The 13,736-nt window shown below is 54.4% G+C and carries 12 protein-coding genes; 9 read left to right on the plus strand and 3 right to left on the minus strand.

Going from position 1 to position 13,736, the window contains the following annotated elements; genetic code table 11:
• Positions 1–13: 13 nt before the first annotated feature.
• The 3 genes from yfbR to ACLIBF_RS06735 all read right to left on the minus strand — a co-directional run bounded on the left by yfbR (position 14) and on the right by ACLIBF_RS06735 (position 2,493).
• Positions 14–613, minus strand: a complete 600-nt coding sequence (yfbR, locus tag ACLIBF_RS06725; protein WP_031376238.1) for a 5'-deoxynucleotidase — start codon at positions 611–613, stop codon at positions 14–16.
• 69 nt (positions 614–682) lie between these two features.
• The gene (locus tag ACLIBF_RS06730) at positions 683–1,900 is read right to left on the minus strand and encodes a pyridoxal phosphate-dependent aminotransferase (protein ID WP_046288189.1); all 1,218 of its coding nucleotides are present in this window, start codon (positions 1,898–1,900) and stop codon (positions 683–685) included.
• A 389-nt stretch (positions 1,901–2,289) separates the two neighbouring features.
• On the minus strand, positions 2,290–2,493 hold the full coding sequence (locus tag ACLIBF_RS06735; protein ID WP_152659076.1) for a hypothetical protein: 204 nt from the start codon (positions 2,491–2,493) through the stop codon (positions 2,290–2,292).
• Positions 2,494–2,867: 374 nt separating this feature from the next.
• Here ACLIBF_RS06735 and lrhA point away from each other — a divergent pair, with 374 nt between their 5' ends.
• The 9 genes from lrhA (at position 2,868) to nuoI (ending at position 13,726) form a co-directional block, all read left to right on the plus strand.
• Positions 2,868–3,791 carry a transcriptional regulator LrhA gene (gene lrhA / locus ACLIBF_RS06740; protein ID WP_021509211.1) on the plus strand — a complete coding sequence of 308 codons (924 nt, stop codon included), beginning with the start codon at positions 2,868–2,870 and terminating at the stop codon, positions 3,789–3,791.
• Between the two features lie 655 nt (positions 3,792–4,446).
• Complete coding sequence (locus ACLIBF_RS06745) at positions 4,447–4,890, plus strand: NADH-quinone oxidoreductase subunit A (protein ID WP_031376237.1); 444 nt, start codon at positions 4,447–4,449, stop codon at positions 4,888–4,890.
• Positions 4,891–4,905: 15 nt separating this feature from the next.
• Positions 4,906–5,583, plus strand: coding sequence for a NuoB/complex I 20 kDa subunit family protein (locus tag ACLIBF_RS06750; RefSeq protein ID WP_009089012.1), 678 nt, complete (start codon positions 4,906–4,908; stop codon positions 5,581–5,583).
• A gap of 116 nt (positions 5,584–5,699) precedes the next feature.
• Complete coding sequence (gene nuoC / locus ACLIBF_RS06755) at positions 5,700–7,499, plus strand: NADH-quinone oxidoreductase subunit C/D (protein ID WP_031376236.1); 1,800 nt, start codon at positions 5,700–5,702, stop codon at positions 7,497–7,499.
• Between the two features lie 2 nt (positions 7,500–7,501).
• Positions 7,502–8,017: an NADH-quinone oxidoreductase subunit NuoE gene (nuoE, locus tag ACLIBF_RS06760; RefSeq protein ID WP_046288191.1), complete on the plus strand. Its 516-nt coding sequence runs from the start codon at positions 7,502–7,504 to the stop codon at positions 8,015–8,017.
• Positions 8,018–8,019: 2 nt separating this feature from the next.
• Positions 8,020–9,360: an NADH-quinone oxidoreductase subunit NuoF gene (gene nuoF / locus ACLIBF_RS06765; RefSeq protein WP_031376234.1), complete on the plus strand. Its 1,341-nt coding sequence runs from the start codon at positions 8,020–8,022 to the stop codon at positions 9,358–9,360.
• Positions 9,361–9,474: 114 nt separating this feature from the next.
• Positions 9,475–12,198 (plus strand): NADH-quinone oxidoreductase subunit NuoG, encoded by a 2,724-nt coding sequence (gene nuoG / locus ACLIBF_RS06770; protein WP_031376233.1) that lies wholly within the window; start codon positions 9,475–9,477, stop codon positions 12,196–12,198.
• A complete protein-coding gene (gene nuoH, locus ACLIBF_RS06775; RefSeq protein ID WP_046288193.1) occupies positions 12,195–13,172 on the plus strand; it encodes an NADH-quinone oxidoreductase subunit NuoH in 978 nt (325 codons plus the stop codon). The genes nuoG and nuoH overlap by 4 nt, the downstream gene beginning before the upstream one ends.
• A gap of 11 nt (positions 13,173–13,183) precedes the next feature.
• A complete protein-coding gene (gene nuoI, locus ACLIBF_RS06780) occupies positions 13,184–13,726 on the plus strand; it encodes an NADH-quinone oxidoreductase subunit NuoI (RefSeq protein WP_031376232.1) in 543 nt (180 codons plus the stop codon).
• Positions 13,727–13,736: the final 10 nt, after the last annotated feature.

The raw sequence follows: 13,736 nt of genomic DNA on the forward strand, positions 1-13,736 counted from the left end.
TGCGCCGCCAGATTCAGAGCGGCGTATCCTGTGAAATCTCATCCAGTGACAGGCTGAAGCTGGGAATGAATACCTCAACGAAGTAATCCATTTCCGGTGAGCGACGTTGCGCCAGCGTCGTTTCCAGCCGCGCCTTCGCCAGCAAAAATTCATTATTGCCGGCGGAGAGCTCTTCCAGACACTTCACATAAGCACAGAGCGCATCGGCCTGCTTCACTACCGCCTGTTCTTCTTCACTGTGCAGATGCTCATCAATCAACGGGCGATAGATCGCCTGAAACTCCTCAGGCAGCATCTCGATCAGCTTCTGCTGGGCAATTTTTTCAATCTTTTTATATTCATGGGCAATCTGCGCATTGTAATACTTCACCGGCGTCGGCAGATCGCCGGTCAGCACTTCGCTGGCATCATGATAGAGCGCCAGCATAGCGATGCGATCGGCGTTAAGCGTACCGTTGAATTTTAGATTTTTAATCACCGCCAGGGCGTGCGCCACCATCGCCACCTGCAGACTGTGCTCAGAGACGTTTTCGGTACGCACATTGCGCATCAGCGGCCAGCGATTGATCAGCTTAAGGCGGGAGAGGTGGGCAAAAAAGTGGCTTTGAGTCATGAGCGTTCCTGTGAGCCGACAGGGGAGAGACCGGCTCTCCCCAAATAGCGTCAGTATACGCGGCTGAGATTATTGACGGTAGCCTTGCAGGAAACGGCCAAATTTATTGATCGCCATCTCCAGGTCATCGACGCGCGGCAGGGTAACGATGCGCAGGTGATCCGGCCACGGCCAGTTAAAGGCGCTGCCCTGCACCAGCAGAACTTTTTCCTGCAGCAGGAAATCCAGCACCATCTTCTGATCGTCAAAGATGTTGAATTTTTTCGCATCGATGCGCGGGAACATATACAGCGCACCCTGGGGTTTGACGCAGCTGACGCCGGGAATATCGTTAATCAGTTCCCATGCGCGCTGGCGCTGCTCATACAGACGACCACCAGGCACGATAAATTCACTGATACTCTGGTAACCCCCCAGCGCAGTCTGAATCGCATGCTGAGCCGGTACGTTGGCGCACAGACGCATTGAGGCGAGCATCTCCAGCCCCTCAATGTAGCCTTTAGCATGTTTTTTCGGGCCGTTCAGCACCATCCAGCCCTGACGGAAGCCCGCAACGCGATAGGTTTTCGACAGGCCGTTGAAGGTGACGGTCAGCAGATCGGGTGCCAGAGCGGCGATACAGTGATGCTGGGCTTCGTCGTAAAGAATTTTGTCGTAGATCTCATCGGCGAAAATGATCAGGTTATGCTGACGGGCAATGTCGACAATCTCTAACAGCAGCTCTTTGCTGTAAACCGCACCGGTGGGGTTATTCGGGTTGATGATGACGATGCCGCGAGTGCGCGGGGTGATCTTACTGCGGATATCGTCCAGGTCGGGAAACCAGTCAGCCGATTCGTCACACAGATAGTGCACTGCTTTACCGCTCGACAGCGACACGGCCGCGGTCCATAACGGATAGTCGGGTGCCGGCACCAGCATTTCATCGCCACTGTTCAGCAGGGCCTGCATCGCCTGCACGATTAACTCAGAGACGCCATTACCAATATAGATATCTTCTACGGTGACATCGCGCATGTCACGCGCCTGGTAATGCTGCATGATCGCTTTGCGGGCGGAATAGAGTCCTTTGGAGTCGCAATAACCCTGCGCGCTCGGCAGGTTACGGATCACATCCACCAGAATTTCATCAGGGGCTTCGAAGCCAAACGGCGCTGGATTGCCGATGTTCAGTTTAAGAACCTTGTTGCCTTCTTCTTCGAGGCGTTTAGCCTCTTTCAATACCGGGCCACGGATGTCGTAGCAAACGTTATCCAGCTTACCGGATTTATCAATCTGAAAAGTCATTGTTACCGCCTTAATGGGCAGAATCCTTTTGGCTGCCGCAGAAATCAAACCAGCACAATGTACTCTCCTCACGGACACAAAAGAAGGGTGCCGCTCGGTTTTGGCGCGTTCAGCAACTTTTCCGGTCGCGTGTAGTGCAAAAGATATTTGTTAACGTAATAATTAGTTAAACTATCCACATTAGAATGATTAAACGATATTTTGAGCTAATAATGGGAGACGGAATCCGCTGTCCTTTCGCACATTATGAAACATTTTTGGAACTTATGGCGGCGGAACCTTTCCTCGCTTTTGAAATACACACTGTGTGAAATAGTTAAACGATATTTTATTGATGGTTAAATAATAACCGTTCGGGGCAGGGCGATTTCACTTACGGCTTAAGACTGTTAAAGATTGGTGCGGCTATCACCCTGTGATTCCCGGAGAAGTGCCACATGATCAGGGCCGGATGGCAGCAGATAAGCGCAATTCAACGTATCGTCTGTTGCTTCTCTGCTGAAATTTTTTTCACCGGCGGGATGAAAAGAAAGCGATACGCTGCCAGGATGTGCTGGAAATGCCTTTAGCACAAAATTTACGGCGGTTTTCACAAAATCATTTCCATTTTGAAGTCAAAAATGATTAAGTATAATTTATTATTTAGTGTGTATGGCCGCTCCGCTTAATGCGTCGCCCCATCACGCATTCTGTCCCGCCTGGCCTTTTTGGGTGGGAATAAGACAACTACGCAGCTTCCTGCATACGCGCACCCCGCGCCTTCGGTTCAGAAGTTGTATCTGTCTTCCGACCCTGTGGATCTTTAGCTTTATAGGGGTCATCAGCGGTCTGTAAACGTTCGTGAAATTTTTTGTGTCAGTCTCAACACAGGACTGTCATTGAGCACCATTACTGCTTATCACTTTGATAAGCTTAGTAATAACACCAGGGTAGTAGTTCGTAAAAATCTAATAAGTGAAGAAAAAACATGACTAATGCAAATCGTCCGATACTGAATCTCGACCTCGATCTGCTGAGAACCTTCGTTGCCGTTGCTGACCTGAATACTTTTGCTGCGGCGGCTGCAGCGGTCTGCAGAACCCAGTCAGCAGTCAGCCAGCAGATGCAACGTCTGGAGCAATTGGTAGGTAAAGAGCTGTTTGCCAGACATGGACGTAATAAGCTGTTAACAGAGCACGGGATCCAGCTGTTAGGTTACGCCAGAAAAATCCTTCGTTTTAACGACGAAGCCTGCACCTCTCTGATGTACAGCAATATTCAGGGTGTGCTGACTATTGGCGCTTCCGATGACACCTCTGACACCATTCTGCCGTTCCTGCTAAACCGCGTAACCTCGGTTTATCCGAAACTGGCGATTGATGTACGGGTAAAACGTAACCCTTTCATGATGGAAATGCTCAATCAGGGCGAAGTGGACCTTGTGGTCACCACCTCCAGCCCGGGCAATTTCACCTATCAGGTGCTGCGCACCTCGCCAACCTTGTGGTATTGCGCGGCGGATTACATCTTCCAGCGTGGTGAAGCCATTCCATTGGTATTGCTGGATGAGCCAAGCCCTTATCGCGATATGGCGATCGATCACCTCAACGAAGCGGGCATCCCATGGCGTATTTCGTATGTCGCGTCGACGCTGGCTGCGGTACGTGCTGCGGTTAAAGCAGGATTGGGTGTGACGGCACGCCCGGTAGAGATGATGAGTCCGGAACTGCGGGTGATGGGCGCAGCGGAAGGGCTGCCGGTTCTGCCGGATACGCAGTATCTGCTGTGTCGTAATCCTGACAGCGATAATGAACTGGCGCTGGCGATCTTTAATGCCATGCAGTCCACCAACGATCCGTACAACCTGAGCGCTAATCCTGACGGTACTCTGTTACTGGATGACGAAGAATAATTTTGCTGCCTCCATGCTGCGCAAATAATGCGCAGAATGCGCGCATCAAAACCCCGATAAAAAAGCCTTTCATTCTGTAAGCAGAGCGAGAGGCTTTTTTTTGCCTGCCGCTACCTTCCTGACCCTCTGAATTTCCCCCTGGATCGTCTTTTTCAATAGTCACCGGTTGCAATTAATTTCATCTTTGCGCTATCTGAAATTTACCCACCAAAAAAACGGACGTTATGTTTCGGCTAGTGCTAAAAAACGGAGAAATTTAACGCAAAAAGGGCAGAAGTGTGTTCTGGATCAAGAAAATACCCCTGCTAAGGGGAAGGAAAACACAGTGATACCTGTCAAAATATGTTTGTTAAATGCACGATCCATGCATGTAAATACCCGCTACACTAAAATTAACCCCACAGACTGAAGCGATTTAGCTGGAAAGCGGGGCATCATTTGTTAATAATATGATGCAGGTGTGAAATAATGTTTGGGTACTTTTGTCAAAGTTGACAAAAGGTTATAGAAAGGAGTAAAAAACCCCATAAAATTGCTGTTTATTTAAGAATAACAGCGACGTTTAAAAGGTTTTTATCCTTCCCTTGAATCGATGTGGTCAGTTTGCTGCGGGAAACGCGTGCAGGATGCCAGCGCCACTTTTGATGAGTAAGCAATGAGTATGTCAACTACCACCGAAATCATCGCTCAGCATTGGGCGTTTATCGTCTTTATCGTCATCGCATTTGGCCTGTGTGCTTTCATGTTGACCGGAGGATGGCTGCTTGGCGGCAGAGCACGCGCGCGTCATAAAGACACGCCGTTCGAATCGGGCATCGAGTCAGTGGGCGATACCCACATCCGCCTGTCGGCAAAATTTTATCTGGTTGCGATGTTTTTCGTCATCTTCGACGTCGAAGCCCTCTTTTTATACGCATGGGCGACCTCAATCCGCGAAAGCGGCTGGGTCGGCTTTGTGGAAGCCGCAATTTTCATTTTGGTGCTCCTGGCGGGCTTAGTCTATCTGGTACGCATCGGCGCACTCGATTGGGCTCCTGCACGTCGTCGCGTCGTGGTTAAAACCACCACGATCAGTCACACCAATCCTCACAAGCAGTAAAAGAGAGGCAATAAGATGGACTATACGCTCACCCGCATAGACCCGAACGGTGGTGAGAACGACCGTTATCCTCTGCAAAAGCAGGAAATCGTCAGCGATCCGCTGGAGCAGCACGTTCATCGCAGCGTTTACATGGGCAAACTCGAAAATGCCCTGCACGACATGGTGAACTGGGGACGTAAAAACTCCCTGTGGCCATACAACTTCGGCCTCTCCTGTTGTTATGTAGAGATGACGACCTCGTTTACCGCAGTGCATGACGTGGCACGTTTCGGTGCCGAAGTTATGCGTGCCTCGCCTCGTCAGGCCGACTTTATGGTGATCGCCGGTACGCCGTTTACCAAAATGGCCCCGGTGATTCAGCGTCTGTATGACCAGATGCTGGAGCCGAAATGGGTGATCTCAATGGGTGCCTGCGCTAACTCCGGCGGCATGTATGACATCTATTCCGTGGTGCAGGGCGTGGATAAATTCCTGCCGGTTGATGTGTACATTCCTGGCTGCCCGCCGCGTCCGGAAGCCTATATGCAGGCGCTGCTGCTGTTGCAGGAGTCGATCGGCAAAGAGCGCCGTCCGCTCTCCTGGGTGGTCGGCGATCAGGGGGTTTACCGCGCCAACATGCAATCCGAGCGTGAGAGAAAACGCGGTGAGCGCATTGCGGTCACTAACCTGCGTAGCCCGGACGAAGTGTAAGTTAACCGTATGGATGGCAAAACGCGCCTGCAGCAGAACATCACAATTTAATGCATGGCCCCATCCTGACGCCTTCATTTGAGTGCCTGAGATCAGGCCGGAATGGTGAGTAACGTATGACAGATTTGACCACGCAAGATCTCGCTCAGCCTTCATGGCAAACCCGTGATCACCTGGATGACCCGGTGATCGGCGAGTTGCGTAACCGTTTTGGGCCGGATGCCTTTACCGTTCAGGCGACCCGCACCGGTATTCCGGTAGTCTGGGTGAAGCGTGAACAGCTACTGGAAATCACCGAGTTCCTGCGTAAATTACCCAAGCCTTACGTCATGCTGTATGACCTGCATGGCATGGATGAGCGTTTACGTACCCACCGCGCAGGCTTACCTGCTGCGGATTTTTCCGTTTTCTATCATCTGCTGTCGATTGAACGTAATCGCGACATCATGCTCAAGGTAGCGTTATCTGAAAATGATATGCACCTGCCGACCCTCACCCGCCTTTTCCCGAATGCCAACTGGTATGAGCGTGAGACCTGGGAGATGTTTGGCGTGACCTTTGATGGTCACCCGCACCTGACCCGCATTATGATGCCGCCGACCTGGGAAGGTCACCCGCTGCGCAAGGACTACCCGGCGCGCGCCACCGAATTCGATCCGTTTACGCTGACCAAACAGAAAGAAGATCTGGAGATGGAGGCGCTGACTTTCAAGCCTGAAGACTGGGGCATGAAGCGCAGCACCGCCAATGAGGACTTCATGTTCCTCAACCTTGGTCCTAACCACCCGTCGGCGCACGGGGCCTTCCGTATCATTCTGCAACTGGATGGCGAAGAGATCGTCGACTGCGTACCTGACATCGGTTATCACCATCGCGGTGCCGAAAAGATGGGTGAGCGTCAGTCGTGGCACAGCTACATTCCTTACACCGACCGCGTCGAATATCTTGGCGGTTGCGTCAATGAGATGCCTTATGTGCTTGCAGTAGAGAAACTGGCCGGTATCGTGGTACCGGATCGCGTTAACGTGATCCGCGTGATGCTGTCAGAACTGTTCCGTATCAATAGCCATCTGCTCTACATTTCGACCTTTATTCAGGACGTTGGCGCCATGACGCCGGTGTTCTTTGCCTTTACCGATCGCCAGAAAATTTATGACGTGGTTGAAGCCATTACCGGCTTCCGTATGCACCCGGCGTGGTTCCGCATTGGCGGCGTGGCGCACGACCTGCCGAAAGGCTGGGAACGTCTGCTGCGTGACTTCCTTGACTGGATGCCGAAGCGCCTGAAGGAATATGACAAAGCCGCCCTGCGTAACAGCGTGCTGGTAGGTCGTTCCAAAGGCGTTGCCGCGTACAACATGGAAGAAGCGCTGGCGTGGGGCACCACCGGTGCTGGTCTGCGCGCCACCGGTCTCGACTTTGACGTGCGTAAATGGCGTCCGTACTCCGGCTACGAAAACTTCGATTTCGAAATCCCAATCGGTTCCGGCATCAGTGATGCTTACAGCCGCGTCCAGCTGAAGATGGAAGAGATGTGGCAGTCGCTGCGTATTCTTGAGCAGTGCCTGAACAACATGCCGGAAGGGCCGTTCAAAGCCGATCACCCGCTGACCACACCGCCGCCAAAAGAGCGGACGTTGCAGCATATTGAAACGCTGATCACCCACTTCCTGCAGGTCTCGTGGGGCCCGGTAATGCCGGCCAACGAATCCTTCCAGATGATTGAAGCGACCAAAGGGATCAACAGTTACTACCTGACCAGCGACGGCAGCACCATGAGCTACCGCACCCGCGTGCGTACGCCCAGCTTCCCGCATCTGCAGCAGATTCCTTCAGTCATCCGCGGCAGCCTGGTATCCGACCTGATCGTATACCTCGGTAGTATCGATTTTGTTATGTCAGACGTGGACCGCTAATTATGCACGATCAACACATTGCCATTAAAACGATCGACCCCAACGAGGTCTTCGTGCTGAGCGCGGAAGAACATCACGCCATTGAGCACGAAAAACACCACTATGAAGATGCGCGTGCAGCCTCAATCGAAGCGCTGAAGATCGTGCAGAAAGCGCGCGGCTGGGTGCCGGATGGCGCGATTCACGCTATCGCTGAGGTGCTGGGCATTCCGGCCAGTGATGTGGAAGGTGTGGCGACATTCTATAGCCAGATCTTCCGTCAGCCGGTTGGCCGCCATGTGATCCGTTACTGCGACAGCGTGGTGTGTCACATCACCGGCTATCAGGGCATTCAGGCTGCGCTGGAACAGAATCTGAATATCAAACCGGGCCAGACCACGGCGGACGGACGCTTTACCCTGCTGCCGACCTGCTGTCTGGGCAACTGCGATAAAGGGCCAACGATGATGGTGGATGAAGACACCCACGTGCATCTGACGCCTGAAGGCATCGCCACTTTGCTGGAGCAGTATCAATGACATTGAAAACTATCATTCGTACTGCTGAAACCCATCCTCTTACCTGGCGGATGCGCGACGACAAGCAGCCGGTGTGGATTGATGAATACCGCAGTAAAAACGGTTATGCCGGCGCTGAAAAAGCGTTAAACAGCATGTCACCTGACGAAATCGTGGCGGCAGTAAAAGACTCTGGCCTGAAAGGGCGCGGCGGTGCGGGCTTCTCCACCGGCCTGAAGTGGAGCCTGATGCCGAAAGATGAGTCGATGAACATCCGTTACCTGCTGTGTAACGCCGATGAAATGGAGCCGGGCACCTATAAAGACCGCCTGCTGATGGAGCAGATGCCTCACCAGCTGGTGGAAGGGATGCTGATCAGTGCCTTTGCGCTGAAGGCTTACCGTGGCTACATCTTCCTGCGTGGCGAATACATTGAAGCTGCGGTGCATCTGCGCCGGGCGATTGCTGAAGCCACCGAAGCGGGCTATCTCGGTAAAAACATTCTTGGCACCGGTTTTGACTTCGAACTGATTGTGCACACCGGCGCGGGTCGTTATATCTGCGGCGAAGAGACAGCACTGATTAACTCGCTGGAAGGCCGTCGTGCTAACCCGCGTTCCAAACCGCCGTTCCCGGCGAGTGCGGGCGCATGGGGTAAACCGACCTGCGTTAACAATGTGGAAACGTTGTCAAACGTGCCGGCCATCCTGGCAAACGGCGTCGACTGGTACAAAGGAATCTCGAAAAGTGACGACGCCGGCACCAAGATGATGGGCTTTTCCGGTCGGGTGAAAAATCCTGGCGTCTGGGAACTGCCGTTCGGCATTACTGCACGTGAAATTCTGGAAGATTACGCCGGCGGGATGCGTGACGGACTGCGCTTCAAAGCCTGGCAGCCAGGCGGGGCAGGGACCGACTTCCTGACGGATGAGCACCTGGATCTGCCGATGGAGTTTGCCAGCATTGGTAAAGCCGGCAGCCGTCTGGGAACCGCGCTGGCGATGGCAGTCGATCACGAAATCAACATGGTTTCGCTGGTGCGTAATCTTGAAGAGTTCTTCGCCCGTGAATCGTGCGGCTGGTGTACGCCATGCCGTGACGGTCTGCCGTGGAGCGTAAAAATTCTGCGCGCGCTGGAGCAGAAGCAGGGTCAGCCAGGCGACATCGAAACCTTACAGCAACTCTGCCGTCAGCTCGGCCCGGGTAAAACCTTCTGCGCACACGCGCCGGGTGCGGTTGAGCCGCTGCAGAGTGCGATTAAATATTTCCGTGAAGAGTTTGAAGCCGGCATTGCGCCGCAGGTGTTCGGTAATACCCGCGCGATTGGCGGGATTCAGCCAAACCTGCTGAAAGCGCGCTGGTAATTCGCCGCAGCACACGGAATCAGGCCTGGTGCCGCCGCCCCGATAATCGCAGTGTGTCGGGGCAAGAATTTGATTAACGCTCGTTTCTGACGAGCCTTACGGAAGCATGTCACTATGGCTACAATCCATGTAGACGGTAAAGAGTATGATGTGAACGGAGCGGACAACCTGCTACAGGCGTGTCTCTCTCTGGGCCTTGATATTCCTTATTTTTGCTGGCATCCGGCGCTGGGAAGCGTTGGGGCCTGCCGCCAGTGCGCGGTAAAGCAATTCCAGAATGCCGAAGATACCCGCGGCCGTCTTGTCATGTCCTGCATGACGCCGGCTTCTGACGGCACATTTATCTCCATCGACGATGGCGAAGCGAAAGAGTTCCGCGAAAGCGTGGTGGAGTGGCTGATGACCAACCACCCGCACGACTGCCCGGTCTGTGAAGAAGGGGGTAACTGTCACCTGCAGGATATGACAGTGATGACCGGCCACAGCTTCCGCCGTTATCGCTTCACCAAACGTACCCACCGCAATCAGGATCTTGGCCCGTTCATTTCTCACGAGATGAACCGCTGTATCGCCTGCTATCGCTGTGTGCGTTACTACAAAGATTATGCCGACGGCAAAGATCTCGGGGTCTATGGCGCGCACGACAACGTCTATTTCGGTCGCCCGGAAGATGGCACGCTGGAGAGCGAATTCTCCGGTAACCTGGTTGAGATCTGCCCGACCGGCGTGTTCACCGATAAAACCCACTCTGAACGCTATAACCGTAAATGGGATATGCAGTTTGCTCCGAGCATCTGCCAGCAGTGCAGCGTTGGCTGTAACACCAGTCCGGGTGAGCGTTACGGGGAGCTGCGCCGCATTGAGAACCGCTACAACGGCACGGTAAACCACTACTTCCTGTGTGACCGTGGCCGTTTTGGTTACGGCTACGTTAACCGCAAAGATCGTCCCCGCCAGCCGATGCTGCTGCGCGGCAACGACTGGGTGACGCTGAACGCAGAACAGGCAGTTAATGCCGGCGCAGATCTGCTGCGTCAGGCGAAAAAAGTGATTGGTATCGGTTCGCCGCGCGCCAGTGTTGAAAGCAACTTTGCGCTGCGTGAGCTGGTTGGCGCCGAAAACTTCTCCACCGGGATGCCGGCTGGCGAACAGGCCCGGCTGGAACTGATGCTCAAAGTACTGCGTGAAGGCGGGATCTACACGCCATCGCTGCGCGAAATTGAAAGCTACGATGCGGTGCTGGTGCTGGGTGAAGATCTGACCCAGGTTGGCGCACGCGTGGCGCTGTCAGTGCGTCAGGCCGTTAAAGGCAAAGCGCGCGACATGGCTGCCGCCCAGAAAGTGGCAGACTGGCAGATTGCAGCGATTCTCAACATCGGTCAGAACGCCAAACATCCGCTGTTTATCACTAACGTCGATGAAACCCGTCTGGATGATATCGCTGCCTGGAGCTACCGTGCACCGGTTGAAGATCAGGCGCGCCTGGGTTTCGCCATCGCCAACGCGCTGGATGAAACTGCTCCGGCGGTGACCGATTTCGACAGCAAACTGAACGGCAAGATGGATGTTATCGTGCAGGCGCTGGCCGGCGCGAAAAAACCGTTAATCATTTCCGGTACCCATTCCGGCAGCAGCGCGATGATCGAAGCGGCTGCCAACGTGGCCAAAGCGCTGAAAGCGCGCGGTGCCGATGTCGGGATTACGCTGCTGGCGGGACATGCCAACAGTGTGGGTCTTGGCCTGATGGGCGGCAATACGCTGGAAAGCGCGCTGGAGCAACTGAGCAACGGTGAAGCCGATGCGCTGGTGGTGCTGGAAAACGATCTCTATCGTCATGCACCGAAAGCGCTGGTTGATGCGGCACTGGCACAGACCACCAACGTGATTGTGGTGGATCATCAGCGTACCGCCACGCTGGAGAAAGCCGGGCTGGTGTTATCGACCGCCAGCTTCGCCGAAAGTGACGGAACCTCGATTAACCATGAAGGCCGCGCACAGCGTTTCTTCCAGGTTTACGATCCTTCCTATTACGACAACAGCATTGTGATGCTTGAAAGCTGGCGCTGGCTGCATTCGCTGCACAGCACGCTGGAAAGTCGTCACGTCGACTGGACGCAGCTGGACCACGTGATCGATGCGGTGGTGAGTCATCTGCCACAGCTGGCCGGCATCAAGGATGCGGCACCGGATGCCAGCTTCCGTATTCGCGGGCAGAAACTGTCGCGTTCACCGCACCGTTCCAGTGGCCGTACCGCCGCGCGCGCCAACATCAGCGTGCACGAACCGCGTCAGCCGCAGGATCAGGACACCATGTTCGCCTTCTCAATGGAAGGCAACAACCAGCCAGGCGCGCCACGTTCGCAGATTCCGTTTGCCTGGGCACCGGGCTGGAACTCACCGCAGGCGTGGAACAAATTCCAGGTTGAAGTGGGCGGTAAACTGCGTAATGGCGATCCGGGCGTACGCCTGTTTGAAGCCAGCGCCGCCCAGCTGCCGTGGTTCAGCAACGTCCCTGCGGCGTTTGTCAGCGAAACGCAGTGGCGCGTGGCACCTTACTATCAGCTGTTTGGCAGTGAAGAGATGTCACAGCGTTCGCCGGTATTCCAGCAGCGCATGGCGCAGCCGATGCTGGTGATTAACCCGGATGATGCGGCGAAACTGGGTGTTAACAACGGCGCAGCCGTTGAGTTTACCTGTGCCGGTGAAACCGTACGTCTGCCGGTCCGTTTCTCAGCGTCACTGCAGGCGGGACAGATTGGCCTGCCGCTGGGCATGCCGGGTGTACCGCCGTTCCTGGCGAACGGAAAAATCGACAAACTGCAGGAGACGGCGCAATGAGCTGGTTAACACCGGATGTTATCGACATTCTGCTGGCCATCGGTAAAGCCATCGTCATTCTGCTGGTGGTGGTGGCCTGTGGCGCGTTCATGAGCTTTGCCGAGCGTCGTCTGCTCGGCCTGTTCCAGAACCGTTACGGACCGAACCGGGTAGGCTGGGGCGGATCGCTGCAGCTGGTGGCGGATATGATCAAAATGTTCTTTAAAGAGGACTGGGTCCCGCCGTTTACCGACCGCTTCATTTTCACCCTGGCACCGGTTATCGCTTTCGTGTCGCTGCTGCTGGCGTTTGCGATTGTGCCGGTTTCGCCGACCTGGATGGTGACGGACCTGAATATCGGTCTGCTGTTCTTCCTGATGATGGCGGGCCTGGCGGTCTACGCCGTGCTGTTCGCTGGCTGGTCGAGTAACAACAAATACTCGCTGCTGGGTGCGATGCGTGCTTCGGCGCAGACGCTGAGCTACGAAGTGTTTCTCGGGCTGTCGCTGATGGGTGTGGTGGCGCAGGCGGGCTCGTTCAACATGAACGATATCGTCAACAGCCAGACGCACCTGTGGAACATCATTCCGCAGTTCTTCGGCTTCGTAACCTTCTGTATTGCTGGCGTTGCGGTGTGTCACCGTCATCCATTTGACCAGCCGGAAGCCGAGCAGGAACTGGCCGATGGTTACCACATTGAATATGCCGGTATGAAGTTTGGCCTGTTCTTTGTCGGCGAATATGTGGCGATTACCACCGTGTCGGCGCTGATCGTCACGCTGTTCTTTGGTGGCTGGCATGGCCCATTCCTGCCGCCGTTCATCTGGTTCGCCCTGAAAACGGCGTTCTTTATGATGATGTTCATCCTGATTCGTGCTGCGCTTCCGCGTCCACGCTATGACCAGGTGCTGTCGTTCGGCTGGAAAGTGTGTCTGCCGTTGACGCTGTTGAACCTGCTGGCGACCGCCGCAGTGATTCTCTACACAGCGCAGTAAGGGGTTAACAAATGACTTTAAAAGATATTGTCGTTGGCTTCGGCACGACAGTCCGCAGTATCTGGCTGATTGGCCTGCACGCCTTCGCCAAACGTGAAACGCAGATGTACCCGGAAGAGCCGGTTTATCTGCCACCACGCTATCGCGGCCGCATCGTGTTAACCCGCGATCCGGATGGCGAAGAGCGTTGCGTAGCCTGTAACCTGTGCGCCGTTGCCTGTCCGGTCGGCTGTATTTCGCTGCAGAAAGCGGAAACCAAAGATGGTCGCTGGTACCCGGAGTTCTTCCGCATCAACTTCTCACGCTGCATCTTCTGCGGCATGTGTGAGGAAGCCTGTCCGACCACGGCGATTCAGCTGACGCCTGATTTCGAACTGGGTGAGTTCAAGCGTCAGGATCTGGTGTACGAAAAGGACGATCTGCTGATCTCGGGTCCGGGTAAATATCCGGAATACAACTTCTACCGCATGGCGGGTATGGCGATTGACGGTAAAGATAAAGGCGAAGCGGAAAATGAAGCTAAGCCTATCGACGTCAAAGGCTTATTACCTTAAGGAGCAAGGC

The sequence above is a fragment of the Pantoea sp. PGP6 genome, from assembly GCF_053474785.1.